This window comes from Maledivibacter sp. (assembly GCA_025210375.1).
Taxonomy (GTDB): Bacteria; Bacillota; Clostridia; order Peptostreptococcales; family Caminicellaceae; genus JAOASB01.
Map to the genome: position 1 here is coordinate 132,852 of JAOASB010000037.1, position 26,296 is coordinate 159,147.

Genomic DNA, 26,296 nt, shown 5'->3' on the forward strand with positions numbered 1-26,296 from the left:
TTAGTATAGACTTTAACTTATACATGGCCAAAATGCCAAGAAGTATCGCATATTTGTCCATGTATAAATTAAGTTATACTATGAAAATTCTGTAGATAATTTATTTTTTGTATATTTGTATTCATATTTTTGATTTTTTTTGAATATTAATTGAAATTATACGGGAAAGGATGATTTGTATGCCTCAATGCATTTATGCAAAGGAATGCTCATATCTTAATAATACCATTAAACACCAAAAAGGTTTTAGGGATATTTTCAAGGCTAACTACTGTAGCTACTATTACACTAAATGTGCTATATGGCAAATATCACAAAGCAATGGTATGGAAAATGTTCCTAAAAATCTTTTGCCATTTCAATATACCATGGTGGATCACAACAGGGTTTAAAACACCCTGTTAAGCTTATTTATTTTTTCTCAAATCCCAGAATGCATAAAAGCCATTTTTATATTTCCCCTTAGATCTACTATCTATGTGAAAAAATGTATCATAAAACCCTATACCACCGCCTAGTCCATCTAGTTCACATAATTCTATCCATTTACTTTTAACATTATTTAAAAACTCATCCCTTCTTTGTTTTGAAAATCCGTAAAAATCATCTGGTAATGCTATATCACTGGCGATACCCTCTATATGCTTACTTTTCTTACTGCCTCCGATCTTTTCATTGTATTTTTCAGTTCTATAGCCTGAAACAACCTTCATCGGTCTATTGTACCAATTTCTGAAACTTTGTAGTCTTTGTATATGATCTATTACTGCTGCATTCAAAAGCACTTCTCCCCTATCCTTACATTTGAATTCAGCAAGATTAAAGTTCTTAGTTATTTGCCCATCAAAAACCTTTATATTCAGCATGTCTTTCACCCCCTAATATAATACTCTTGAATACCTTTTTAGGTGCTTTAAAAGAATAAAACAGCGTCCCCAGAATAACCTTTAAGGTCTTTCTTGAGACGCTGTGCATATCTTCCCTTTCTTTTTTGCATTTTTCTTTTTTTACTTTCGTGGGCACCACATCCAGATTTCACAATATCAAGATGTCTTCCCTGCTTGCCAGAAGAACTGATTACCAATTCTTTACCACTAATAATAATTTTTTCTTTCATTTTCTTCATACTTATCACCCCAACTTATTTCCTTTTAATATAATAATATCAAAAAATATTTACCACTTCAATTGTATAAAAACTAAAGGACAAGTCCATGAAATCATAAAAAACCCTGAAAATGTCAGGGTTTTTTATAGTAGTCTATATATTAAAATATGTACTTTATATATTCTAATTATAGTTTTACTACATTAGTTGCTTGAGGTCCTTTTTCTCCTTCAACAACTTCAAACTCAACATCTTGATCCTCATCTAAAGATTTGAATCCAGTTCCTTCTATAGAAGAATAGTGTACAAATACATCTTTACCGTCTTCTCCTGTGATGAATCCATAACCCTTTTCGCCGTTAAACCATTTTACTTTACCTTTCATTAAACAATCCTCCAAAAATTCAATTTGTAGTATAACATACTTACTATGCAAGATTATCATTTATATACACAACTGTCAAGCCACACCACCATAAAAACATTGTCGAAATATAGGATATTAGCTGTTTTAACCATGGCCATCCAGCCAATATTCAGCTTCCAATTATGCAATTTGCTCAATTAATTATAGAGACTCCAATCAAAACTTTAATTTATACATGCCCAAATATGCGATGGTTCTGGGCATTCTCGACTTGTATAAGTTAAAGCCTATACTAAAATCCCTGCATTGAATTTTTCATAGGTTTATTTAAATCCTTCATAAGTTGAATCAATTCCGGTTTTCTTAATAGGGATCTATATCTAAACATACAATATCCACCTACATTATCGGTAGCACGATTAAGCTTTACTTGGTCACTAAGTTGATTGACCCCATACCAAGGGCTATCAGAATTTGGATTACATGTTCTATAGGCAGCTTGTCCAACATATAGTTTTACATTGGTATCTTTAACAACATCAACCCACCAATTTAATATTTTTTCATAGTCGGCTATCTTATAGCCTATGTTCCAGTAAATCTGAGGCATTATATAATCTAAATATCCCGCTTTTACCCATCCTCTTGTATCAGCATACATAGCATAATAGGATTCTTTCCCCTTTGTATCTGATCCTAAAGGGTTAGAGGTTTTATTAGCCCAAATAGCAAATGGACTTACTCCAAAGTCTAGTTTCTCATCCTTTGCCTTTATTAAATAGTACATCTTTTCTATTAGTTTGTTTATATTGTCACGTCTCCAATCATGGATATTGTCATATTCACTTCCGTACTTAACATAGGTATTATAATCATCAAAGGCCTTACCGGGATAAAAATAATCATCCAAGTGAATTCCATCCACATCGTAATTTTGTATAATTTCAGAAACTCCATTGAGAATCATTTTTTCAACTTCAGGAATTCCAGGATTAAAATAATGCCTTACCTTATCGCCAGTTCCATGGGCTACAACCCATTCTGGATGAAGAATTGCTGGATGGTTATGGGCTAACTCTTCTAAATCGCTTTTTTTCATGGTAATCCTATAGGGATTTATCCATGCGTGTATCTCAATATTTCTTTTATGTCCTTCATCAACAATAAACTTTAGTGGGTCAAAGCCTGCTTTAGGTGCAGTAGTTTGATTCCCAGTTAGATACTTTGACCATGGAAATATTTTTGATGGATAAAATGCATCCGCTGCTGGTCGTACTTGAAAATATACTGTATTAAAACCCATTGTCTGGATATTGTCAAGCATGTCTATAATCTCTTTTTTCAGAATAGCACTATCTGTAGTTGCTCCCGATGAAGGATAATCCAATCCGTAAACCGTAGCCACCCAAACGGCCCTAAGCTCCTTTATTTCATTGTTATCATTAGTTTGAGCTATACCGTTGGATACATTTTTTTCATGGCCTTCATTTAAAATATTATTTTGAAGCTTTGTATTATCCACTTTAGTGAAAGCATATACGGAACCAGTAATCATAAATACGACTAAAGCCAAAACAAAAAACCTTGCTGCGACATTTTTTAGCATCAATATTATCCCCCTTGTTTTTCAAAATATCAAGCTTTCCTATAATTACAATAGTTCAACATTTTTTTACATTATCCTTCTTTTTTATGGCAATATTAACATTTAGGAATATCTACCATGAAGATTTTAGTCAAAACTTTAATTCCCATATTGAAAAATCAAGGATGAACTTGATAATACAATTCATCCTTGATTTTTTAACAATAATTATAAAGCAAATTGCATAATTACTTCCTACAAAAACCATCTAAATATATATAGTTTAAAAATCTCCAAAGGTATACCACCAAATATGCTATATCTCAAATATTCAAATTAAGGATGATATTCGCATATGCAATTCTGCCAAGTCACAGTTATGTAATTTCCTCATAAACATCCTTATATAACTTTTCTTTGATCAATTGAAATTCTTGGTGATTAAGGCCTTTGTTATAGGACATGAGTTGTAGATTAACAGGCTCCTTGCTTTTATCAAAGGGGGGCTGATAATAGTCGTATCTATTCAACTCAAAGCCTAACCTTTTGTAGAAACCCACTCTCCTCAAAGTAATATCATCGGATATCGGCTCTACTTCCAGAATCACTTGTCCATGGACTTTGTTTAAAAACTCTTTTAAATATTTACTCCCAAGGCCCATACCCCTCATTTTTGAACTAAAAGCAAAATGCTCAATGAAAATAAAATCCGTCAAATCCCAATAGGCTAAAAATCCAATCAATTTATTATTACTTAAATATGGTATTACATTGTATTTATCGTTTTTCATTATTTCCTTCTGCTGATTATAGGATCTTCTTTCATCGGGAGGGAAAGAAGCAGTATATATCTCCCATAGCATTTCTGAATAATTATCTATCAACATATATGCCCCTTTCATAGTCCATAGGGACAATTAACCCATGATCTTACATATATTATTTGAAAACTCTACTGGATCATCTATTGGCAACCCTTCAATAAGCAATGCTTGGTTGTATAATAAGCTAGTATATAACTTAAGCTTATCTTCATCCTTTTCATAGGCAGCCTTTAGGGTTTTAAAAACTTCATGATTAACATTTATTTCCAATACTTTGTCGGCTTGAATGTCTTGATTATTAGGCATGGAATTAAGTATTTTTTCCATTTCAATAGATAAATCGCCATCGTTTGCCAAGCACACAGGATGTTTTTTTAATCTCTTTGATACTCTTACATCCTTTACCTTTTGAGATAAGATATCTTTCATTTTATTAAATAATTTCATGTTTTCATTTTCTTTGTCATCGGAATCATTTTCATTTTCTTCTGGCTCAATCCCAAGATCACCGCTTGATACGGATTTGAATTCCTTTTCCTTATATGTCATTAGCATCTTTATAGCAAATTCATCAATATCATCGGTAAAATATAATATTTCATATCCTTTATCGGATACTAGTTCTATTTGAGGCAGCTTCTCAATTCTTTCATTTGTTTCCCCAGAAGCATAATAAATATATTTTTGTTCCTCAGGCATTCTTGAAATATACTCATCCAAGGTTACCATTTTCTTTTCTTTAGAGGAATAGAACATCAATATATCTTGTAATAAGTCTTTATTACTTCCAAACTTATCATATACCCCATACTTTAATTGTCTACCAAAGGCTTCATAGAACTTCTCGTAATTTTCCCTCTCATTTTTCAACATACCTACTAATTCTTTTTTAATTTTACTATTAATATTTTTAGCTATTAACTTAAGCTGTCTATCATGCTGAAGCATTTCCCTAGATATATTAAGGGATAAATCCTCGGAATCCACCATACCCTTTACAAAGCTAAAATAGTCAGGAAGCAAGTCTTGGCATTTGTTCATTATTAATACACCATTTGAGTATAACTCAAGACCTTTTTCGTATTCCTTAGAATAGTAATCAAAGGGAATGTTTTCTGGTATAAATAGTATGGAATTATATCTTATAGCTCCATCAACACTAATATGTATATGTTTTAATGGCTTATCAAAACCATAGTGCTTTTCAGAGTAGAAGTTTTCATAGTCTTCATTAGTAAGCTCCCTTTTGTTCTTTCTCCAAATAGGAACCCTGCTATTTACTACCTTTTCTTCCGTAAAATCCTCATATTCGTTTTCAGTTCCCTCTTTAAGTCTACTTTCTGTAATATCCATTTTTATGGGATATCTAATAAAATCAGAATATTTTTTTACTATAGATCTTAATCTATGTTCTGACAAGTAATCATCATATTTTTCGTCTTCTGTATTCTCTTTAATCTTTAATATAATATCTGTACCAATTGAATCCTTTGCATATTCTTCGATAGTATAGCCTTCTGCTCCCTTCGATTCCCACTTATAGCCTTGTTCGCTGTCTAGTGCCTTACTAATAACCGTAACTACTTCCGATACCATAAAAGCAGAATAGAATCCAACGCCAAACTGTCCAATGATATCATATCCATCCTTCATCTCATTTTCTTTCTTAAAGGCTAATGAACCACTTTGAGCAATTGTTCCAAGATTGTTTTCTAGCTCTTCCTTTGTCATACCTATACCCGTATCAGAAATCTTTAATGTTTTATTTTCCCTATCAACGGATATTTTTATATAATAATTCTCCTTATCAAATGTAACAGAATCATCGGTTAACTCCTTGTAATATACCTTGTCAATTGCATCACTAGCATTAGATATAAGTTCTCTTAAAAATATCTCCTTATGGGTATAAATAGAATTGATCATCATATCCAACAATCTTTTAGATTCTGCCTTAAATTCTTTTTGTACCAATTAAATCTCTCCCTTCAGTATAAAGCTAAATTTAAAAAAGTTATGATTAGCACTCTCATGTTTCGAGTGCTAACCATAACTCTTGTATATCATATTTTCGTTTTTATGTCAATATTTCGGAGAGATTCTTTCTAATAGTTAAGATGAGATTTTAGGGTGATAGATCAACCCAAACTCTGCCATTTCAACAGTTACCCACTATTTTAATATAATATCAATCGAACTATAAAATTCCAATTAATAAATAGATAACCAATGCAGCTCCAGCTGCAACAAATGCATAGGGAAGCTGGGTTTTTACGTGATCGATGTGATCCGAAGCAGCTCCAAAGGATGATAAAATAGTAGTATCCGATAGTGGAGAACAGTGATCTCCAAATACACCTCCACCAGCAACAGCTCCAACAGTGGCATATATCAATGTAGTAACAGCTCCACCTGAAAATGCAAAGGCAAGTGGAATGGCAATAGGTGTTACAATCGCATAAGTACCCCAGGATGTTCCTGTGGAGAATGAAATAAATGCACAGATAAAAAATGTTAATACGGGAAGCATAGATGCAGTCATCCACGATTCTGTGATTTCAATAATATATTGTGCAGCTCCAAGTTCTTTACTAACTGTATTTATAACATATGCCATTGCTAAAATTAGAATAGCCGGCATTACTCCTTTTATACCACGAACTGCTGTATCAAATATATCCTTGATAGTAAGCTTTTGAATTAATAATGCAATTCCCAAAAAGAATACTGCAAACATAAATGCCTCTAAAGTCTTTGCTGAACCAAGAATCATATAAGTACCAACTGCCATACATATAACGATTAATACCGGTAATATGAAGTTGATGAATAGCCTTGGTTTTTGCAATTCCTTTGCCGGCTCAATTTCTGATAATTCTACCCCCATCAATGGTTGTGCCGTATCACTTAAAACCTTTCCTTCTTTCATAGCTCGTTCTTCAGCTTTTTTCATTGGCCCAAACTCTGGGATGATTCCAAGTGCAAATAACCCAACCATTAGGACAGCGAATATAGCATATAAATTGAAGCCCACTGACTTAAAATACACCTCGGCTGCCATTAAGTTATCTTTGATAGGTCCATGCCCAACTAATAGACTGGATATATACACTCCCCATGCACTAAATGGAATAAGGACAGCCATAGGAGCAGATGTAGAATCACAAATATAGGCTAATTTTTCTCTAGATATTTTAGCTTTATCCGTAAGATTCTTCATTACTGGCCCTACAAAAAGTGGAGAAAAATAATCACTAAAGAATATAAACATACCTAAAAACCAGCCTAAAATTTGAACACCTTTTCTTGATTTAATACGTTCACTGGCCACACGGCTAAATTCCTCGGTGGAGCCTGTTTTGAGGAAGAATGCAACTAAAATGCCAATAAATATTTCTACCATAACAACCCAAATAAAATCACCATTACCAAGGGCCTTCATGAACAATCCTGGAAGTCCCCATAAACCCTTACCTTGTATAAATAACCCGGCAATGGCCGCAATTAATAATGAAAATAAAGCCTCCCGTGTAACAAATGCTAATGTAACTGCAACTATAGCAGGTAGTACAGCCCATACCCCAAAGCTAACAGCTTCCGGATCTTCAATTCCACTGCCTTTGATAAAAGCAACAATTAAAATTAATGCTATAATTCCCAAAACAATATAATTATTTCTTTTTTTCGACATTGACCCTTCAATAGTTGTTTTTCGTTCACTCAAAACTATTTCCCTCCTTGTATTTTATAATTCTTTATATTTTTCTAATCTTCCCTCCCTTTAATCTATTTATTTTATTAATATAGAATAAGTTTATATTGACTTTAAATCTCCAGTCCCTATCCCTATACTGTTTTACAATATTCCCAAGGCTTCTTCTGGAGAAATATATGGTATATCTTGCTTAATAGATGTTTCCTTTAGTGTCATGGCTCCATGGTAAAAGGTGAGTCCTCTCCTCAATCCTTTGTTTTCCTTGAGTGCTATGTCACAGCCCTTATTTGCAATTTCTAGGGCATATGGTAATGTAACATTTGACAATGCTATAGTTGCGGTTTCCGAAAAAGCTGATGGGATATTATCCACAGCATAATGTATAATGCCATCCACACTATATATTGGATCATCATGGGATGTAGCTCTACATGTTTCAATTGCCCCCTCTTCGTCACAAGAAACATCAACAATGATACTTCCTTGTTTCATCAGTTTTAAATCCCCACGATAGATTAAATGATCCTTTCGTGTTTTATCCCATAATAGACAGTTAATAATCACATCTGAGCTTTTAAGGCATTCCTCTAAGTTAATCCGATTTGAATATAAAAGCTCTACATTTGCCGGAAGTTTATATTTTGCTTCTTCTAGTTTATCCATAGATATATCTAACACTACAACTTTATTCCCAAAGCCAGAGGCCAATTCAGCTGCACCTATACCGGCTGCCCCACCACCGATTATAGTCACCTTTGGAGTTCGAACACCATGTACACCTGCCAGCAGCTTTCCAGTTCCACCATTGATACTTTGACAAAAGTTTAAGCCGGCTATGAAGCCTCCTTTCCCCGCTAGTTCGCTCATAGGCCTTAATAATGGGAAATCTCCCTTTTTATCTACAATATCCTCATATGCTATACCTATCACCTTATTATCTAATAGAACACTAGTCATTTCACGATTGGCATTAGAATGGATATAGGTGAAAATAATCAATCCTTCACGCATATACCCGTATTCTGGAGGTAATATCTCCTTCACCTTGTATATCATTTCTGAATTTCCATAAACAGTTTTTACATCGACTATATGAGCCCCTGCCCTTTGATAATCATCATCTGAAAATCCACTCCCAATTCCAGCAGATTTTTCTAAGTAAACTTCATGACCTCTACGGACAAACTCCTTAACCCCTGCTGGTGTCAAGGCAACTCGATATTCATTGTTTTTTATTTCCTTTGGAACTCCTATTTTCATATCACTACCTCCCTGTTTATTTATTTCAAAAACTTAATAAAGCAATATCCATACCAAACTTTAAATTAATTTCAAACCCGTTGATATGACTAGCATCTTAAAATAAATTTCACATGTTATGTAATTCACAAGGTAGCAAACGCTAAATTTTCGTCATATTTTTGAAATGATGTAAAAAACACGCCATGTTTTTGGCGTATTTAATATTAAGAGACAATTTTTTGTCTTTATTTAAATTTCTGCTTACGGATATCTAATTTATCCATTTTATATTTCAGTGTTTGTCTTGGAATACATAAAAGTTTAGCAGCATTTGTTAATTTTCCCTCAGTCCTTGTTAGAGCCTTAACAATGCTATCTCTTTCCGTTCTCTCTAACGCTTCACGTAAGGGTATGATTGGATCATATACTATTGTTTCAGCTACTAATAATTTATCATCGTCACGATCAATACGATCCTTCATATATATTGGCAAGTTTTTTATTGTCATAACCCTTTCTTCCGATGTACTTATCATGGATTCTATAATATGCTTTAGTTCTCTAACATTCCCTTTCCACTCATAATTCATAAATATTTCCATCATAGTTTGCGATAGTCCTTGTACATCCTTCTTATATTTTGAATTATAGTCTTTAATAAATCTATTTACATACAAAACTATATCCTGTTTTCTCTGCCTAAGGGGAACTAGTTTGATAGTGCTACTACTAAACCTATAAAATAAATCCTCCCTCAATACTTTTTTCTCTATGGCTTCAATAGGATCAACATTCATAGCAGCTATAATCTTTACATTTATTTGTTTCCCTTTATTTGCTCCTACAGGTCTAATGACCCCATCCTCTAATACACGCAGTAGTTTTGCTTGTAATCCATAGGGCATCGAATTCAATTCATCTAGAAACAATATTCCCTTATCAGCTAGTTCAAATAGTCCCGTTCTATTTTCAGCACCGGTATATGCACCTTTCACAGCTCCAAATAAAATGGATTCCATTAAATTCTCGGGAACCGCTGCACAATTTAAGGCAACAAAATTATCACGTAGCATTTTACTATGGTTAGTCATTGCCTGCACAAAAAGTTCTTTCCCTGTACCCGTCTCACCATAAATTAAGGTTGGATTTGACGAACTTGAGAAAAATTTAGCTTTTCTAATATTCTCAATCATATCGGTACTTGAAGTAAGAATATCCTCAAAGGTTATCTTATCCTTAGCAATAGCTTCAGCTGTAGTTTTTTTAATATTATTACTGTAGGATACCTTCTTATGTAAATCATCTATAGATGTTATATCCTTTGACAATTCTATTGCTCCAACTATTTCACCACGTCTATTAATAGGTATGGTTAGATTACAAGTATTAAAAACACGACCACTATAGTCTTTGAACATTTGGTTCTCTCGGTATACCACATGCCCATTTTGAATACATTCGTACATTGAACTCTGATCTTGAGATAATTGAGGATAGACTTCAAAAAAATTTTTATTAAGATAGTCAGAGGATGTATTTTGGTACGGCTCATCATCAAATCGTGGATTATAGCGATTAGTATGAAGGATTTTAAAGTGTCTATCAATAATCATCAGGGAATCAACATAGTCAACTTGCCAAAATTCATTACTCAATGGATTAGCCTCCTTCTTTCACTTGTCTTGGAATTTCTATATCACTTTTTGATAAAAGATATATGAACTAATTAATACCATGGTTATGATATATATTACCCATATAATATTAAAATTCTTGTTTACCTCTGTTCCTATTTTCTTATATTCCTATTATTTGTTGACTTATATTAATCATTCTTCACTCTCCTCCAATAGTTCAAATACTTCATCAACGGTTCTATCAAAATATTTTGCTATAGAAAAGGCAAGTTTAAGTGAAGGGTTGAAGGTTCCCCTTTCAATCTCTAATATCGTGCCCCTATTTACTCCTATCTCTATTGACAGCTCTTCTTGAGTTAAGCTTTTTTCAGCCCTAAGGGCTTTTATCTTTGTATTAAATAACTTTTTGCGTTTAACCATACAACACCTCCTAGTATAATTCATAGTATAACATGTATGTTGTATATAGTCAACATTTTGTTGTTTATATACAACGCATTCTATAAATTCATTTTACAATTGAGGTTAAGGATTTTTTTAAACTTTTGGGAAATAAAAAGATCTTAAATATAGAGCATTACTTAGGGCACTCTATATTTAAGATCTCTTAGATATCCACTGTATTTATGAAAATAACATTGATTTACTTATTATATCCATTCCCCACCACATCTACAACTCCAGTCTCAGTATTCATAATTAAGTCATGGACACTTCACTTACCAACTCTGGAATCCGCCGATGATTTGTAGGACTGTGAATATTTTTTATGAAAATAGAAGTATTGATGCTACTTTGATTTATTTTAATAACTATTATATATGCCTTGCTCCCTCTTTTTCAAGGAATTTTTACTTATATACGAACCTTCTACTACATTCTTATAGCCCTTCTTCTCAATAATCCCTTTAATATAATCAACATGGGGACATCTATCATAGTGATGATTGTCAGTCACCATACATGATGATAAATGAATTACAACCCCATCTTTATCAATGGTTTCATCCTTTCGTAATCGCTTTGAAAAATGTTCTAATTTTGAACTAATCCCTTTCCCACAGCACCCTCCGCATGTAAAGGATATATACCTTGTTTCTCTATCATACTCCTTGAAATTAGCTTCTCTATTATAGAAAGCATTTGTACAGGCAAATCCACTACATCTTCTATGGGCAATATCGCATTGAATGATAACCACATACTTTTTGTCCATTTTTTCACCCCTTTATTTCAAATAATTATAACATGAATTTAAAATTTATGAGTTGTTGATTAGTAGTAATAGAGGATTAATTTTACACTTTGATATCTACTATAACCTTTCCAGAATTATATTTTCAAGTTTAGTAGAATATAAAAACAACCTTGATTTTATGAAAAAATCAAGGTTGTTTTTATATCATTACGCTTCTTGTTTTGTTTGTGCTAATGCCACTTCTCTAATACACAAATGTTGTGGCTGATTATATACATAAACTATTGCGTTTGCAACATCCTTAGCACTCATTGATCCACCTATTGAATCCGTCCATTCCCTATAACCACTCTTTATGTCTTCAGATGTAGTATGACTCAAAAGTTCTGTATCAGCTGCACCAGGTGCTATGGTCATTACCCTTACATTGTGCTTTGATACTTCCTCCCTAAGATTTTCAGAAATAGCGTGAACCGCAAACTTAGTTCCACAATAAGCTACATGATTAGGAAAAGTTTTTTTGCCAGCAATAGAACTTATATTGATTATACTTCCTTCAGACCTCTTTATCATATCATCAAGAACTATATGAATACCATTTAGAAGTCCCTTTACATTGACATCAAACATATTACTCCACTCCTTTGGAGCTTGCTCATTCATATTTCCCAAAAGCATAATACCCGCATTGTTGATTAAACAATCAACCTTTCCATATAAAGCCTCAGCCTCATCAATAGCTTTTTTCATGGCTTCTAAATCTGTCACATCAACACTTCTACATAATGTGTTAGGTAAATTTAATTCTTCCATTTTCTCTACCCTTCTTGATAAAAGCAGAAGAGGGTGTCCCATGTTAGATAACTGTATAGCTGTTTCTTTCCCAAACCCCGAACTCGCACCTGTAATAACTACTAATTTTTTCATACCTCTATTCACTCCTTCGTTTGAATTAATTATATTTTAAACGTTAAAGTATACTTTAAGTCAAGGCTTTTTATAAAATTTTTAGCAACTTTCTTTACCATCATAGAAGTCAATCTTTTTCTCTATCTTTTTCATACTCTCTTCTAACTCCTCAATCTGTGATGCTATCTTATTTTTATGGCCTAGAAGAATGCTTTTTCTTTCATCAATAGTACTATCACCCTGTATACTTAATTCAATGATCCTCTTAATATCATTTACTGTCATATTAGTTTTTTTAAGACATATTACTAGATCTAACCAAAAGATATTTTCTTCACTGAAAATTCTTATTCCATTTTCATCTCTTTCTATAGGAGGTAATATACCTTCTTTCTCATAATATCTTATGGTATGGGCCGCAAGACCTGTAATTTGTGATGCCTCTTTGATAGTAAAACTCATTTAATTGTACCCTCCTCAAATATTATTTTATATTATGACCTATTATATTCTTATATCTAAATATTCCTATAATCATCAATTAAGTATACCATAGTTATTGTATTAGTTTATTATATTTTGGCTTCTCAAATATCCTAAGTCATTAGTTGTTTTAAAAATCAAAATTTATTAGTGGATTGTATATTGATGACTTTTATTTATAAAAAAGATGGTGTGTCAAAGGATAATCCTTTGACACACCATCACATAAGTTTCCAAACCCTAGCTGAATAATTGTCTATCACTGAGTGAGGACTTCACTTTCTTATATTTTGATAATAAAGTTTGAATATCTAGTGACTCCTTTTCTTTGCCTCTAATATCCATAAGCACCTGTCCTTCATGAATCATAATGAGCCGATTTCCATAGCGGATTGCATCTTCTAACTTGTGGGTAATCATCATGCAAGTCAATCCATTCTGTGTTACCACCTGCTCTGTTATCTCCATTACTTTCTCAGAAGTTTTTGGATCCAGTGCCGCCGTATGTTCATCTAGCAATAAAAGCTTTGGAATATTTAAGGTTGCCATAAGCAAGCTGAGAACTTGACGCTGTCCCCCTGAAAGCAATTCCGTACGCACCTCTAATTTATCTTCTAGGCCTAAATGAAACTGGCTAAGTAGTTCGCTATAATAAGTGCGACGCTGACTCTGAAGACAAAATTTCAATGTAGCTTTTTTTCCCTTTATCTCAGCCATAGCTAAATTTTCAAACACAGTCATTCCACTGACAGTCCCCATTTTAGGATCTTGCACCACCGAGGATACACGTTTGGCCGTTTGGAACTCTTTATAATATGTCGTATCGTCACTACCAAATAAAATAGAACCGTCATCTATCTCAATACTATTGGTAATCATCTTAAAAAGTGTACTTTTACCAGCACCATTACTGCCGATAATTGTTATAAAATCTCCTTTTTCAACCTTTAAATTGAGACCAGCATACAGTTGCTTTTCATAAGGAGTATTTCGATTAAATGTCTTGTATAGATTTTTTAGTTGCAACATGTACCTTTACTCCCTTCGGTTTAAAAATTCCAGCAAATTTTTCAAGTACCCCGGATAGGATAACCACCATTATAACTGCAGTAATTAACTTTAAGTCCGACGCATTCAAACCAAACTTCAGTGCCGCCGATAGTATCGCTCTATATATCATTGAACCAAGTACAACAATTGTTGTGACTTTAAAGAAGGTTATACGTTTAAATAACATTTCACCTATAACAATAGATGCCAATCCACTTACAATCAAACCCGTACCCATACCAACGTCAGAGAATCCTTGATATTGTGCATATAATCCACCAGATAACGCCACACAAGCATTTGCCATTATCAATCCAAGGATTTTGTAACTTCCCGCATCAAATCCTAATGAAACAACAAATTGAGGATTTTCTCCCAACGCCTTTAAGACATAACCTTTTTGCGTTTTAAAGAAGATATCCATTATCACCTTTAAACATATAACGAATACCAGCACAATAAGGGTTTTCTCTACGGCATTAAGCCCTGTAAACATATGGTTTACGTCAAAAAGATGAATATTACTTTTGCCCATAATTCTAAGATTGATAGAATACAGTCCAATCATCACAATAATCCCTGATAAAATATTTGTTATTCCAAGCTTTACATGCAATAGTCCAGTACATGCTCCAGCGACAATACCACCTAAAATGGATAACACCAATGCAAGTATAGGAGGCCCTCCCATTTTAATAACAATGGCACAAATAGCCGCCCCAGTGGTAAATGTTCCGTCCACCGATAAATCTGGAAAATCCAATATTCTAAATGTAATGTAAATCCCAAGAGCCGCAATAGCGAAAATGAACCCTTGTGATAACGTTGATATGAGTAGTTCGTTCATTTTATTTCACTCCAATAATATTACTTTTCTGATTTAATGTCTCACTAATAACAATTCCTAATGCATCCGCTGTTGCTTTATTAATGGTGATTTCAGGATTTTCTGCTTTTTCTACAGACATCACTGAAATATCTTCCCCCTTAAGTACCTTTGCTGCCATAAATCCTGTTTGCTTTCCTAGGGCAAAATAGTCTACACCACATGTTGCTAAAGCCCCACCTTCAACCATTCCCGGTTCACCAGCAAGTACAGGTATCTTCTTAGCAATAGCCTTGCTTGCTACCAATTGAATAGCCGATGCCACCATGTTATCCGTTGGTGCATATAGTACATCCACTTTATCTAAAAGCACATCAATCCCTTGTTCTATCTCTGTAAGCGATGTGATACCAAGTGCTTCAACTTTCCATCCTAATTTGTCTGTTTCTTTCTTCAAAACTTCTAATTGGACCTCTGAATTTTTTTCACTCGTATTGTATATAAAGCCAATTGTCTGAGGCTTAATTCCCAACTCACCAAGTAATTGAAGTTGTAAATCTACGGGTGCTTCATCACTTGTTCCTGAAACATTTGTCTCCGGTTTTTCTAAGGATTTAGTTAAACCCGCCGCTACTGGGTCTGTCACCGCTGAAATCATAATTGGAATTTCTTTTGTAGCATTAAATGCTGCTTGTGCAGTTGGTGTTGCGATGGCATAAATCATATCCACATCTGACTCTACAAAGCTTTGTGCAATGATCTGTGCCGTTGCCATCTCTCCTTGTGCATTTTCATTGACGAATTCAACATTGCTATCAAACCCTGCTTCTTTAAGACCTTCTACAAAACCTTCCCTTGCCGCATCTAAAGCCGGATGTTCTACGATTTGCGTAACCCCTATCTTGTAGGTCTTTTCTGCTTCACCCTTAGCTTCCACATTTGTACCCGTTGATTTTCCACAACCTGCTAATACCATTACTGCTGTAAGGCAAATCGCCCCTAACTTCATAATTTTTTTCATCTTCATTCTACTATCCTCCTATTAGTGTTTTGGAGCATACTTGATATTTTAGTAAAATAGTATTGCATACACATTTATAAAAAAGCAATAAAAAAACTCCATTGCATGGAGTTGTGTACGCGAAAGAAGTCCTGTTTTAAAAACAGAATTCACCTATTCTACCATGCTCCATTGCTACTATTTTCACCGCCACAATCCTAGTGGCATAGCCTCACCATGAGACTATCCTACATTGGCACGCTCTACAGTTTCCTGTCTTTGTGCTCTACATTGAACCACATTAGTGATTCGCTACAATAAATAAATTATTATTTTTTCTGATAAAATGAATTATACAGAAGGTTCATGCCTTTGTCAACCTATTCTTCTAATTCCAATAAAATTTTACTCTTCAAATTTAGGTAGAGATCTATGTCCAAGACCAATAACAATATCGTTTAAGTGGAGTAATCCAATGCTCATAAAAATTGCAACACTCAAATGCTCTCCTTGTCTTGCAATGCCGATTTTTCCACCACCACTGAGTCCATGGGTTTTGACAGCAATTTGTGCCATAGCTTCTCTTGCTGCACCTGCTACTGCACCATCATGTACATGAACATCCTTAATGATACCATTCTTTTTAGATGCTACAAGGGCGCGTTCTAGTACTTTATTTGTGATATCTGGCAGTTTCCCCCCAATATCAATAGCCACACATTTAATACCTTCTGAGCGATACTTCTTTTTTAATTCGTTTTCCTCTTCACGACTAGTCATAGCTAGTTTAACAGCAATCTTTGCTACTTTTGTACTTTGGTTCACACAAAACCCGTTACATTCAATCTACTAAGATCTAATATTAACATATTCAAAATATTTAACTTTTAACCCTACTAGTTTTAGTAAATCTATAACGGTTTTCACCTACCTTTCCTATTGAGTTCTACTATATGTCCCTATATTAAATAATAGCATACCACAATAGTATTTCAAAATATTTTAATCCCTAGATAAATCTAGATATGGCTCCAATAATAAATCCAATAAGACCTAAATATGATGCATACCTTTTGGCATCCTTATTTAAAGTTGGTTTAAAAGCAATTAAATATATTATAAATCCTAATGGTATGGGCAATAAACCTAAGTTCAAATGAAATGCCCCAAGGAAATAATACCCAAAAACTTTAGCTCCTAACATATCTTCGTCATCGGTTTTATAATTATTGTAAATATAAACTAAGCCTATTGCAATAACTACTAACCATAATATCCACATATGGCTTCCCCCCTACTCCTATATAATATACTAATTTATTTATTTCATCATATTATAACATAGATTTCTAAATATTGTACCCTTACCCATATTTTTTATCAATGTCCCTTGCTTAATTCACCTCTGATTTCATACTATTTTTCATTAATACCATTACATTACCATGCATTCCTATACTCCTTTACCTGAATCGGTAACTTCTATTAATTCCTTTGGAAATGCCTCAAATATAGTTTGATTCATTAAATACTCATTATTAAATCTTATAACCCATGCATGAATAATAGCTAGTGGAACAGAAAAAGGCACTTTTTTATTACGATAGCTTTCTAAATTATCTAGGAAAAATGCTTTTTCATCCTTAGAAATATTTTTTGAAAAATATCCGAATAAATGGAGAAGCATATTTATATTACGCATTGTGCTGGGGACAATGGACAAAGCTTTATTTAAATATTGTTCATATTCATCTAACATTTCTTCAATTTTTCTATTACCATTATTAGCAGTAATTCTACCTAATTTTTTTAAGTTGCCTGGACTATATGCCATCAATAGATATTTATTTCTACTTTGAAATCCAATTAATTCCTTTATGTTTTTCTTTTCTTTAACCTCTTCAAAATCTGCTGCTGTAAAAATTCTAGTCAAAAAATGTTCTCTTATATTATAATTAGTTAGTCTACCCTCATCCTCTATTGCTATTTGATTAAACTTATTCTTAATTGTTTCTGCAAATATTCCAGTAGTTTTTTTAGGTATACAAGGCGACTTTCCAAAATCTTTATACATTTTTACATCCTTAAAACCACATGATGGAGAACGGCTTTTTAAAATGGCCCCGTGTATTTTTTTATGGGATATTTTTTCTGCAAAATCATTGGAAAATTCCATCATTTTTTGTGTCATATTTTCTCCCGTTTTTGAGAAAACTAGACTTTTTCCCTTATCCTTTGAGAATACAATTCTTAATGCCTGCCTAGGTATAGAAAGTCCAATGGATACTTCTGGACACACTGTAATAAAATCAACATAAGGGCCTAGCTTTTTGACTAAATCGCATTTTGTCATGGTTCCATCATAGCGACAATCGTCATGCTCTATGCAACTACTTAGTAAAATCAAAGGCTTATTAAAAGCTTTCATATACAACTCATCCTTCCCCTATATATCTGTACTTTGTTTGCAAAAGCTATAGTGCTGTAGTAACTTTAAAGTAGCATTATCCTTCTCCTTTGCTTCTACCATTAAGTCAGCTTGAATACCCTCAACCAATTCCAAAAGGCTCTCAAAATCTTCATTTGTTATATAGTCACTATGCTTTCTATCATTTATCCCGTCCTTACCGCTACTAATATGTAGCTTAGGTGTTATTCCTGCCTTATTCCATGTCTCATTAATCTTTATAATATCTTCTTTCATTAGGTCATTATCATGATTACATCTATGGTGATGGATGTCTAATACTATAGGCACCGATGTTTTGCTGTTTATATAAAGTACATCATCGACATTATAGGAAACATCATCATTTTCTAACCTAATCATTTGTTGTATGCTATAGTCCAATTCGTTAAAATTTCTTATAAATCTTTCCATGGAAGCTTTTTTATTCCCATATACACCACCTGTATGAATAATAATATCTGTTCCCCCTAGACTTTTTAATACATCATGATGATATCTTAGATTATCTATACTATTTTTCACTACATTTTCCTTTAAGCTATTTATAACCGTAAACTGGTCTGGATGCATAGAAAGTCTTATTTTATTTATGTCTACAATATCCTTAATAGATTCCATATACTCAAGTATTTCTTTATCCTCTTGCCAACGCCAATCGAAATCCTTCAAAATATCTGGATGAGTAACTAAGGGCATTAACTTACTTGTTACTCTATACATGAATATGTCATTCTCAATATTCCATACCAATATATCCTTTGTCAAAAGGAGATTATTTATAATCTTTTCTCTTAAATAGTTAATTCCATATTTATAAACTGAATTTAATCTACATTCCTTAAATCCTCTAGGTTTTAAATTTTGATTTATACATGCATATCCTATTCTATTGATCATTTTTCTCCTACTTTCCTATGACTACTTTATTTTATTAATACTATTTTATATTTCATTGTGTTATATTTCAACTTTTTTTTTGGAATTATAGTATTTTATTTCATATTGTGTTATATTAATTTTAGGAGGTGGTAATATGTTCTTAACTGATTATAAGGAAGAAAAATATAACAATACCTTTGAATCTATATATGGATATCTTAAAAGGCAAAAAGAAGATAGTAATAATTATTCCGTGAGGGACTTGGAAAAATTTCTGGAAAGTTTATATGCAAATGAAGGTAATAACTGGACTGGCAGAGGTGAGCATAAAGAAATATCCCTTGCAGCAACAATTGCTGCTGCGGAAGTATTTTTAACAGAATGGAAAAATGAATTAGAAAAAAATTAATATAGGAAGACCGAGTACGGGAAGTGTCGCAGGGACGGAGTTGCTGACACATATTGAATGGTGTCAACAACTCCGTCCCCACGACATTTTTAAGTATGCCAGAGTTCAGTTGCTAAGAATGGCTTCAAGCTGAGGTTTATCTAAGATACGTATGGTTTTATGATCGATTTCAATAATGCCTTGCATAGAGAGTTTTTTTAATTCCCTAGAAAGATTTGACCGGGGAACATTAAGACGCTCAGCTAATGCCTTTTTAGAATAAGGCAGTTCAATAGTGGACGTATTATCAGATTCTGTGTTGTTCAATAAAAAACGGGCTATTTTCTCCTGTATAAGGGAATAAGAAAATAGTACTATTTTTTTATTTAGGTTTATAATTTCATTAGAAAAGATATCTAATATGTTGGAAGCAATTATACTATCCTTTAGCAGAACCTCTAAAACACTTTTTTTATCGATTAATAGGAGTATACATGGTTCCTTAGCTATAATCTCAAACTGTCCTTTATAATCCTTAGAAAAAACAAAGGAACAGCCGAAAACTTCACTTTTATTTTTATAGGTTATATTAACCAATCTTCCTGACTCAAGATTGTTTCGCACCTCAATACTCCCTTGTAATACAATGCCTAAATAATGAAAAGGTGCATTGGGTGGGATAACAAAATCATTTTTTTTATATTTACATACTTTATGTTGTGTAAGTTTTAGCATGATCTCAATATCCCTTTTATTTTTATCCTCAAATAAAGCACATGCTTGTATGACATTTAGATACATTTCCATCAAAACACCCCATTTACTATGATTTAGAAATCCGTTTTTCCTATGCCATAGAGGTTTTAAATTAGACATTAGTATTTATAGTAACTAGCATATTTGAATAATAAAAGTAGAAATTATTAATAAACCAACGCCAATACCCTTCATAAGAGATATGGAAGTTATTGTACTACTCATAATTCCATAATGATCAAAAAAAGTTGATAACAGTATTTGCCCACAGATTACGAGACTAAACATTTTTGTGTACCCAATCTTTGAAGCAGATAATATAGTTGCGATTATATAAAATGCACCTAAAAACCCACCAATATACATCCACCATTCAGTAGTTTTTAATACCGTTATTGATGGTAGAATCTCTTCCCCATTGATATACTTATATATTATTACCATAACGAGTGTAAGGAATGACCCAATGATACTGATAAGACACACAATAAATGGATTTTCGATTTTTTCTTTGAGTTGGCTATTGACTCCTAATTGAAATGTTAAAGTGAGTCCCGAAAAAAATGATAATATATAGAAAAAATATGACATATTATTTTCCCCCAATCTTTAATAACTGAGCAAATCGCATAATTACTTTCTACAGAAAGCATCTACTATATATAGTTTTAAAAGCCACAAAACTATACAATATATATTATGCAACTTAGCCAAGTCACAGTTATGCAATTTTCTCAACTGTCTGATTATCTACAAATCTAAAATTTTTCTCTTTCTAATTAAAATCATTATATATCTAGTAATTACAATGGTTATATAGGTTATAATAGAATAATAAGGACGCCCACTAATAGGATTATATCATAGTTTGAAATAATAGAATGTGGCTATAGGTACACTTTAAAAAAATAATAATTATTCGAGGAAATTGCATAACTTTTACTTGGCCAGGTTGCATATGGGAATATCATCCTTAATCTATACTATAAGCTGTGATACTTTTCTAAATCCATCTCTTTCATTAGCCTTCACATCTGTAGAAAGACGGGGGACGAAGTCATACATTGAATGATGTCAACAACTCCGTTTCTGGGACACTTTCAACCTCTTTCTTATTCAATACTGTCTGTATCCATTATAAAATCAAGTATATCGTAGTTTTCTTTTGTTTCTGAAAGTTCATATTCAAGAACAGTTTTATCAGATCCACTGCCACTTGTTTTCTTATATGAAATAGGCATCATATTTATAGCAGAATAATTAATTTTTATAGTAGTTCCATCCTGCAAAAATTGTGTTATTTCTATAACTCCACTTTCATCATGAAATGTTGCCAAAAAGTCTTTAACATTTTCACTTACCTGTAATTCTTCAAAATAGTTAGGATCTAGATATTTAAATTCAAGATGGTTGCCATCTATTGTTTGTGCATAATCACTGGCCCTATACATTCTCATAAAGGTTGTATCAGCAGTGGCATTGTAAATAGCTATATGACTCACCATACCAAGACCGCCTAACCCTCTATCACTATAGTCATCTTCTCTTATCTGAATATTGCCATCTATGACCCTATAATAGATATTCTTTTGCAACTGTTCTACAACATCATTTGTAGTGTACGTACCTGTATAGACTGACATATAATCTTCTTCATAGGGTTTGAAGGATAAATAATCTTCAATATATTCTATTCCAAGAGGTCCATCTTCAGAAGTAGAGGTATCTGCTGATACCTCTACGTTTTCTGGATAGGCTTCATCTATTGCTTTCCAGATACGATACATAGTCATAAATGCTTGTTGTCTTTGGTAACTACCTTTAGGATTAAATTTATTTGAGCCAACGCCTTTCATAACACCAATGTCGTATACATAACCAGTATAAGGTCTTGCCCAGTTTGCTATTTCATCAAGGTCTGAATAATTTGGTGCGCCAAGCTTTACATCTCTACCACAAGCTAGTGCAGTTGTAGTTAAAAACTTAGCCGCTTGCTCCCTGTTAAGGAGATCACTAGGTGCAAATTCCCCTCCACCTACACCCTCTGTTATTCCTAAAGCCTTTGCCGCTCTTACTTCTTTAGTATCGCAATCCCTAAAGGTTCCAATTGGTGCAATTTCTACCCCGACTTCTGCTAGATACTCATCTATACCCATACCCGATTTTACTTCTATCATTCTTATAGCTAGAATACAGAACTCCTCACGAGTAATAGGTTTAGTATAATTATTTTGCATATCTTCTGGTATAAGCTGTGCCCCTATAGCTTTTTCTACTTCTTCATATGCCCAAGTAGCAGGTGCATCTTGAACATTATCAAATACTTTTGTCAAAACAGTGTACCATGTTTCATCAGCCTTATATCCAAGACCACCTCTATAATCACCACCCATAGTCCATAGGGTGTTATCTGTTTTTATAATAGCGGCATGTCTTTCTCCTATAGTTACATCAAGTACATTATCAGCTACCTTATAGGGTAATTGCTCATTGGATACAGATTTTCCTTCGTAGCTATATCCCCATGTCCATAGTGTATTATCTGTTTTGACAATAAATGCTTCTTCACTATCTACTACACTTGTTTTGACATTATCCATAGCTTTATAAGTACTACCTGCATCCTCTATCCAGCCATATTCCTCTGTGTAAAAACCACCATCACCCCACAGGTACAGGCTATTATCTAGTCTAATAGCACCTATAACACTTACACCATAATTAGTACATATCTGTTTTACATCATCTAGTATTTTCACAGGAGTTAGTACATCTTCCTTTACAGATTCCATATTGCCTAGCTGTGCATGGTTATTATCTCCATAACCCCAAAGAGTATTGTCATCTTTTATATAAAACACTGTATCATTGTCTGCAAACATATCTATTACATTGCCTGCTATCTTTTCAAAACCATCCTTTGAGAGTGCCTTTTCATTAGTACCATCACCTGTATACATATCACCACAAATCCAAAGGGTATTATCATTTTTTAGTGCTAAAATATATCTATCACTAACTGACGCTGATTTCACATCTTCTATATCAAGTTTAGTTGGATAAAGTAGAGTAGGGTCAAGGCTAGTGCCACCGTCTGGATATCCTTCCATACTTCCCCAGCCCCATAGAGTATTATCTTTTTTCACTGCAACTCTAGCCTGAGAACCACCACTTGATACACTTCTAACATTATCTAGTATCTTCACAAATTCTATTTGTTCTTCTTTGTAGCCTGTTCCATTACCAACATATTGACTTCCACACCCCCATAGTGTGCCATCATTTTTTATTATATATGTGTTCCCGTATCCACTGCTTAGGATGGAGCCACTTTCTCCCTGTGCAAAGGCAATTACACCCATAAGCATAGTTAATATAAGTGTCAAAACTAATATTTTTTTCATAATATCCTCCTAATTTTCAATTTCACCATGATAAACAACTGTGATATTGGTTATTTTATTTTCAAAATCTCTTTCAAGGGAGACTTCAAAATCCTTACCATTTACTGTGCCAGATACTACTGCAGCAGCAGGGGAGCTATCCATGATAAAGTAATTGGCTGTTCCCTCTAGGAAGTCTTTAAAGTAGGCTACAACATCTGAGGCTTCTTTTTCACTTTTATATTCAATGCCATAATAACCAGCATCTCTATCATTTTCCTCATTTACTACTTCAAGCACTTCATATTTTGCGAGTTCTAAAATATTCCCAGTTGTTTCAGTATTTCCTGAATTCTCCATGGCTTGTGCATTCTTTTGTAGTGCATTTGCCTGTTCTTCAAGTGCTGATATATCAATGCCCTTTAATTCTTTCATAGCCTGTTGCATGCCTTGCATAGTTTCTTTATCTTCTTCTGACATTTCAGGCTTTTGCTTTTCGTACTCGTAATATTCTTTTATTGTAATTCCCATATGATCGGCAGCAGTAGCGAATTCGTCAAAGGGTGTTTTACCTTCTGATTTTAAAGTAGCAACATAGTTTTCATAAGTATCACCATATTTTTCAGCAGTCATAGCAGTTAATTCTTCTATCATTCTCTCCATTTTAGCAATTGATACGCCTTCGGTTTTTGCTCTATCTGCAAGTTCCCTAGAAACAGCATCATTAGAAGCTACATTTTCCTTAGATTGTGTAGTTGTTGACGAATTGTTATCTGGGATTAGTGCTTGATCTACCTTTTCCTTAGCACCACATCCTATTAAAGCTGTACTGACTATCATTAATAAAATAAGTAGTACTGTTAATTTATTTTTACCACAAGAGTATTTCATCATAATCCTCTCCTTTACCAAGTGAATAAATCATCATTTATATCAATATCAGTCTTTATTTCTGTTGCATGCCAGTGCTGGCTGTAAGGAAATTCCTTACCTTCTGGATAAGTGTCATTATAAATCATCTCCATGCCTTCCTCTGTGTAAGCATCAAGTATTCTTTTATCAAAGTCATAACCAAAGTTACCCCAAGTATCGCCTTCAAAGAACCATATCAATGCAGTTTTGCTTCCATCTTTTGTATCTTCTAGGTATTGAGGCATATATTGACCATCTGCTATATGATTTTCCATATACTCAAAATCATTTAAATCTAATAGTCTAAATGGCAGGGAACATCCATCCTCTGTTTTAAAACCTGTGGCTTTACTGTTCTTGTAATAGGTTTGATTTTTGCTAGCATTATATATGGCTGTTATCTCCCCATAATCTGTGTATATAGTCATATTTATATTTTCACCTTTAATAAAAACATCAGCAGTAGAATTAAATGTACCTGTTTCGCTATCCGTCGATGTCATTACAAGATTCATATAAACATTTTGCTTGTAACCAAGACTATTCCAATCTTCCTTAATCTCTTCAAAATCAAGTTTTCCTATTTCTTCACGAATAATAATATCTGGGTTACCTTCAAAAATTTCGATTTGATTATTGTAAAACTTATCAAAGGCTAGGCTATAATCAGTTAATGTGTTTTCCCTAGTGTTGTTTACTTCACCATTTTCAGCAACCTGCATTGGAGCTTCATACTGATAAACAATATAAGTCTCTTCATCTTCTGTTTTCTCAATGCCAAACTGTACAAAAACTCCACCTATCATACCGGACATTCGAGTATAACTATCGGGATACTGGATAATATCATAATCTTCTGTGCCTTCTAGCATAGCTTTGTAGTGGGTTACAACTTCATCAAAGCTAGCTGATGAGTAATACTCTGTGACATAGCCATTAGATATACTTTCTTCATTTCTACTTGCAAATTTGGTGGCTTGAAATTCTCCAAAATTTGATATATCTTCTATACTTTCTATATCATCACCAGTTATTTTAGACACACCTTCAATAACTTCTTCTAAATCCTTAGTTTCAATATTCTCTAAATCAAGACCACTTTTTTCTACCACTTGGATTACACCATTTACCTGCTTCTTTACTTCATCATAGGTTTCTTTAATTTCATTTGCATCCTGGGTAAATTCTTCTACTTTGGAGCATCCAGTAAATATCATTAAAATCAAAGCTAAGATTAAGCATTTTATTTTCATAACATCACCTTTACTTGATTAATCTGTATTTCCCTATAACAGGTAACTCTTTGCACTTTTCATTTATAGCATTTATTATCCCTATAACACATAATACAAAGGATACTATACCCCCAAGAGGAAGTATGATAAACCAACCAATAACGGGAACAAAGCTACCTATGATGCTAATAGCTAGAAATAGTAGAAACAGGTTAAGTCCTTGATTACAGTGGAACTTATATTCATCATTTTCATTATCAACAAGTAACGGAACAAAAAATATAATATACGCTAAAGCACATATCCATTTATTAGTTTCCTTCATAAAT

The 26,296-nt window shown here is 33.2% G+C and carries 28 protein-coding genes; 2 read left to right on the forward strand and 26 right to left on the reverse strand.

The window, feature by feature from the left end:
- The first annotated feature begins 179 nt into the window (after positions 1-179).
- The gene (locus N4A68_13435; protein MCT4565300.1) at positions 180-392 is read left to right on the forward strand and encodes a hypothetical protein; all 213 of its coding nucleotides are present in this window, start codon (positions 180-182) and stop codon (positions 390-392) included.
- A gap of 15 nt (positions 393-407) precedes the next feature.
- Here N4A68_13435 and N4A68_13440 read toward each other — a convergent pair whose 3' ends face one another.
- The 20 genes from N4A68_13440 to uvsE form a co-directional block, all read right to left on the reverse strand.
- On the reverse strand, positions 408-866 hold the full coding sequence (locus tag N4A68_13440; GenBank protein ID MCT4565301.1) for a D-Ala-D-Ala carboxypeptidase family metallohydrolase: 459 nt from the start codon (positions 864-866) through the stop codon (positions 408-410).
- Between the two features lie 47 nt (positions 867-913).
- Positions 914-1,126, reverse strand: a complete 213-nt coding sequence (locus N4A68_13445) for a hypothetical protein (protein MCT4565302.1) — start codon at positions 1,124-1,126, stop codon at positions 914-916.
- A 169-nt stretch (positions 1,127-1,295) separates the two neighbouring features.
- Positions 1,296-1,493, reverse strand: a complete 198-nt coding sequence (locus tag N4A68_13450) for a cold-shock protein (GenBank protein ID MCT4565303.1) — start codon at positions 1,491-1,493, stop codon at positions 1,296-1,298.
- 274 nt (positions 1,494-1,767) lie between these two features.
- The gene (locus N4A68_13455; protein MCT4565304.1) at positions 1,768-3,081 is read right to left on the reverse strand and encodes a family 10 glycosylhydrolase; all 1,314 of its coding nucleotides are present in this window, start codon (positions 3,079-3,081) and stop codon (positions 1,768-1,770) included.
- A gap of 356 nt (positions 3,082-3,437) precedes the next feature.
- Complete coding sequence (locus tag N4A68_13460; protein ID MCT4565305.1) at positions 3,438-3,947, reverse strand: GNAT family N-acetyltransferase; 510 nt, start codon at positions 3,945-3,947, stop codon at positions 3,438-3,440.
- A 30-nt stretch (positions 3,948-3,977) separates the two neighbouring features.
- Positions 3,978-5,858: a molecular chaperone HtpG gene (gene htpG / locus N4A68_13465; GenBank protein ID MCT4565306.1), complete on the reverse strand. Its 1,881-nt coding sequence runs from the start codon at positions 5,856-5,858 to the stop codon at positions 3,978-3,980.
- A gap of 223 nt (positions 5,859-6,081) precedes the next feature.
- Positions 6,082-7,608 carry a transporter gene (locus N4A68_13470; protein MCT4565307.1) on the reverse strand — a complete coding sequence of 509 codons (1,527 nt, stop codon included), beginning with the start codon at positions 7,606-7,608 and terminating at the stop codon, positions 6,082-6,084.
- A gap of 132 nt (positions 7,609-7,740) precedes the next feature.
- Positions 7,741-8,859 (reverse strand): alanine dehydrogenase, encoded by a 1,119-nt coding sequence (locus N4A68_13475; GenBank protein MCT4565308.1) that lies wholly within the window; start codon positions 8,857-8,859, stop codon positions 7,741-7,743.
- A 227-nt stretch (positions 8,860-9,086) separates the two neighbouring features.
- Positions 9,087-10,496, reverse strand: coding sequence for a sigma 54-interacting transcriptional regulator (locus tag N4A68_13480; GenBank protein MCT4565309.1), 1,410 nt, complete (start codon positions 10,494-10,496; stop codon positions 9,087-9,089).
- A gap of 174 nt (positions 10,497-10,670) precedes the next feature.
- Positions 10,671-10,898, reverse strand: coding sequence for a helix-turn-helix transcriptional regulator (locus N4A68_13485; protein MCT4565310.1), 228 nt, complete (start codon positions 10,896-10,898; stop codon positions 10,671-10,673).
- A gap of 385 nt (positions 10,899-11,283) precedes the next feature.
- Positions 11,284-11,694: a CGGC domain-containing protein gene (locus tag N4A68_13490; protein MCT4565311.1), complete on the reverse strand. Its 411-nt coding sequence runs from the start codon at positions 11,692-11,694 to the stop codon at positions 11,284-11,286.
- A gap of 189 nt (positions 11,695-11,883) precedes the next feature.
- Positions 11,884-12,603, reverse strand: a complete 720-nt coding sequence (locus N4A68_13495) for an SDR family oxidoreductase (GenBank protein ID MCT4565312.1) — start codon at positions 12,601-12,603, stop codon at positions 11,884-11,886.
- Positions 12,604-12,684: 81 nt separating this feature from the next.
- The gene (locus tag N4A68_13500; protein ID MCT4565313.1) at positions 12,685-13,047 is read right to left on the reverse strand and encodes a MerR family transcriptional regulator; all 363 of its coding nucleotides are present in this window, start codon (positions 13,045-13,047) and stop codon (positions 12,685-12,687) included.
- 261 nt (positions 13,048-13,308) lie between these two features.
- Positions 13,309-14,097, reverse strand: coding sequence for an ATP-binding cassette domain-containing protein (locus tag N4A68_13505; GenBank protein MCT4565314.1), 789 nt, complete (start codon positions 14,095-14,097; stop codon positions 13,309-13,311).
- Complete coding sequence (locus tag N4A68_13510) at positions 14,063-14,965, reverse strand: ABC transporter permease (protein MCT4565315.1); 903 nt, start codon at positions 14,963-14,965, stop codon at positions 14,063-14,065. Before N4A68_13510 ends, N4A68_13505 begins: the two co-directional genes overlap by 35 nt.
- 1 nt (position 14,966) lies before the next feature.
- Entirely contained in the window at positions 14,967-15,971 is a 1,005-nt protein-coding gene (locus tag N4A68_13515; protein MCT4565316.1) for an ABC transporter substrate-binding protein, read from the reverse strand.
- Positions 15,972-16,349: 378 nt separating this feature from the next.
- Complete coding sequence (locus N4A68_13520; GenBank protein ID MCT4565317.1) at positions 16,350-16,769, reverse strand: HutP family protein; 420 nt, start codon at positions 16,767-16,769, stop codon at positions 16,350-16,352.
- Positions 16,770-16,953: 184 nt separating this feature from the next.
- Positions 16,954-17,226, reverse strand: a complete 273-nt coding sequence (locus N4A68_13525) for a hypothetical protein (protein ID MCT4565318.1) — start codon at positions 17,224-17,226, stop codon at positions 16,954-16,956.
- Positions 17,227-17,397: 171 nt separating this feature from the next.
- Positions 17,398-18,372 (reverse strand): DUF1722 domain-containing protein, encoded by a 975-nt coding sequence (locus N4A68_13530; GenBank protein ID MCT4565319.1) that lies wholly within the window; start codon positions 18,370-18,372, stop codon positions 17,398-17,400.
- 18 nt (positions 18,373-18,390) lie between these two features.
- Positions 18,391-19,311 carry a UV DNA damage repair endonuclease UvsE gene (uvsE, locus tag N4A68_13535; GenBank protein ID MCT4565320.1) on the reverse strand — a complete coding sequence of 307 codons (921 nt, stop codon included), beginning with the start codon at positions 19,309-19,311 and terminating at the stop codon, positions 18,391-18,393.
- 136 nt (positions 19,312-19,447) lie between these two features.
- Between uvsE and N4A68_13540 the strand changes: the two genes are divergently transcribed.
- Entirely contained in the window at positions 19,448-19,702 is a 255-nt protein-coding gene (locus tag N4A68_13540) for a hypothetical protein (protein MCT4565321.1), read from the forward strand.
- A 105-nt stretch (positions 19,703-19,807) separates the two neighbouring features.
- Here N4A68_13540 and N4A68_13545 read toward each other — a convergent pair whose 3' ends face one another.
- The 6 genes from N4A68_13545 to N4A68_13570 all read right to left on the reverse strand — a co-directional run bounded on the left by N4A68_13545 (position 19,808) and on the right by N4A68_13570 (position 26,292).
- The gene (locus N4A68_13545) at positions 19,808-20,488 is read right to left on the reverse strand and encodes a Crp/Fnr family transcriptional regulator (protein MCT4565322.1); all 681 of its coding nucleotides are present in this window, start codon (positions 20,486-20,488) and stop codon (positions 19,808-19,810) included.
- A gap of 84 nt (positions 20,489-20,572) precedes the next feature.
- The gene (locus N4A68_13550; GenBank protein MCT4565323.1) at positions 20,573-21,028 is read right to left on the reverse strand and encodes a DMT family transporter; all 456 of its coding nucleotides are present in this window, start codon (positions 21,026-21,028) and stop codon (positions 20,573-20,575) included.
- Between the two features lie 521 nt (positions 21,029-21,549).
- Entirely contained in the window at positions 21,550-23,841 is a 2,292-nt protein-coding gene (locus N4A68_13555) for an S-layer homology domain-containing protein (protein ID MCT4565324.1), read from the reverse strand.
- Positions 23,842-23,850: 9 nt separating this feature from the next.
- Entirely contained in the window at positions 23,851-24,714 is an 864-nt protein-coding gene (locus N4A68_13560) for a hypothetical protein (protein MCT4565325.1), read from the reverse strand.
- 11 nt (positions 24,715-24,725) lie between these two features.
- Positions 24,726-25,985 carry a hypothetical protein gene (locus N4A68_13565; GenBank protein MCT4565326.1) on the reverse strand — a complete coding sequence of 420 codons (1,260 nt, stop codon included), beginning with the start codon at positions 25,983-25,985 and terminating at the stop codon, positions 24,726-24,728.
- 10 nt (positions 25,986-25,995) lie between these two features.
- On the reverse strand, positions 25,996-26,292 hold the full coding sequence (locus N4A68_13570; protein MCT4565327.1) for a hypothetical protein: 297 nt from the start codon (positions 26,290-26,292) through the stop codon (positions 25,996-25,998).
- Positions 26,293-26,296 lie beyond the last annotated feature (4 nt).

What these genes read in the sequence shown, in the direction of transcription:
- N4A68_13435 (MCT4565300.1), top strand. Translation starts at nt 180, where the DNA reads ATGCCTCAATGCATTTATGCAAAGGAATGCTCATATCTTAATAATACC.
- N4A68_13440 (MCT4565301.1), bottom strand. Translation starts at nt 866, where the DNA reads ATGCTGAATATAAAGGTTTTTGATGGGCAAATAACTAAGAACTTTAAT.
- N4A68_13445 (MCT4565302.1), bottom strand. Translation starts at nt 1,126, where the DNA reads ATGAAGAAAATGAAAGAAAAAATTATTATTAGTGGTAAAGAATTGGTA.
- N4A68_13450 (MCT4565303.1), bottom strand. Translation starts at nt 1,493, where the DNA reads ATGAAAGGTAAAGTAAAATGGTTTAACGGCGAAAAGGGTTATGGATTC.
- N4A68_13455 (MCT4565304.1), bottom strand. Translation starts at nt 3,081, where the DNA reads ATGCTAAAAAATGTCGCAGCAAGGTTTTTTGTTTTGGCTTTAGTCGTA.
- N4A68_13460 (MCT4565305.1), bottom strand. Translation starts at nt 3,947, where the DNA reads ATGTTGATAGATAATTATTCAGAAATGCTATGGGAGATATATACTGCT.
- N4A68_13475 (MCT4565308.1), bottom strand. Translation starts at nt 8,859, where the DNA reads ATGAAAATAGGAGTTCCAAAGGAAATAAAAAACAATGAATATCGAGTT.
- N4A68_13485 (MCT4565310.1), bottom strand. Translation starts at nt 10,898, where the DNA reads ATGGTTAAACGCAAAAAGTTATTTAATACAAAGATAAAAGCCCTTAGG.
- N4A68_13490 (MCT4565311.1), bottom strand. Translation starts at nt 11,694, where the DNA reads ATGGACAAAAAGTATGTGGTTATCATTCAATGCGATATTGCCCATAGA.
- N4A68_13495 (MCT4565312.1), bottom strand. Translation starts at nt 12,603, where the DNA reads ATGAAAAAATTAGTAGTTATTACAGGTGCGAGTTCGGGGTTTGGGAAA.
- N4A68_13500 (MCT4565313.1), bottom strand. Translation starts at nt 13,047, where the DNA reads ATGAGTTTTACTATCAAAGAGGCATCACAAATTACAGGTCTTGCGGCC.
- N4A68_13505 (MCT4565314.1), bottom strand. Translation starts at nt 14,097, where the DNA reads ATGTTGCAACTAAAAAATCTATACAAGACATTTAATCGAAATACTCCT.
- N4A68_13510 (MCT4565315.1), bottom strand. Translation starts at nt 14,965, where the DNA reads ATGAACGAACTACTCATATCAACGTTATCACAAGGGTTCATTTTCGCT.
- N4A68_13515 (MCT4565316.1), bottom strand. Translation starts at nt 15,971, where the DNA reads ATGAAGATGAAAAAAATTATGAAGTTAGGGGCGATTTGCCTTACAGCA.
- N4A68_13525 (MCT4565318.1), bottom strand. Translation starts at nt 17,226, where the DNA reads ATGTGGATATTATGGTTAGTAGTTATTGCAATAGGCTTAGTTTATATT.
- N4A68_13530 (MCT4565319.1), bottom strand. Translation starts at nt 18,372, where the DNA reads ATGAAAGCTTTTAATAAGCCTTTGATTTTACTAAGTAGTTGCATAGAG.
- uvsE (MCT4565320.1), bottom strand. Translation starts at nt 19,311, where the DNA reads ATGATCAATAGAATAGGATATGCATGTATAAATCAAAATTTAAAACCT.
- N4A68_13540 (MCT4565321.1), top strand. Translation starts at nt 19,448, where the DNA reads ATGTTCTTAACTGATTATAAGGAAGAAAAATATAACAATACCTTTGAA.
- N4A68_13545 (MCT4565322.1), bottom strand. Translation starts at nt 20,488, where the DNA reads ATGGAAATGTATCTAAATGTCATACAAGCATGTGCTTTATTTGAGGAT.
- N4A68_13550 (MCT4565323.1), bottom strand. Translation starts at nt 21,028, where the DNA reads ATGTCATATTTTTTCTATATATTATCATTTTTTTCGGGACTCACTTTA.
- N4A68_13555 (MCT4565324.1), bottom strand. Translation starts at nt 23,841, where the DNA reads ATGAAAAAAATATTAGTTTTGACACTTATATTAACTATGCTTATGGGT.
- N4A68_13560 (MCT4565325.1), bottom strand. Translation starts at nt 24,714, where the DNA reads ATGATGAAATACTCTTGTGGTAAAAATAAATTAACAGTACTACTTATT.
- N4A68_13565 (MCT4565326.1), bottom strand. Translation starts at nt 25,985, where the DNA reads ATGAAAATAAAATGCTTAATCTTAGCTTTGATTTTAATGATATTTACT.
- N4A68_13570 (MCT4565327.1), bottom strand. Translation starts at nt 26,292, where the DNA reads ATGAAGGAAACTAATAAATGGATATGTGCTTTAGCGTATATTATATTT.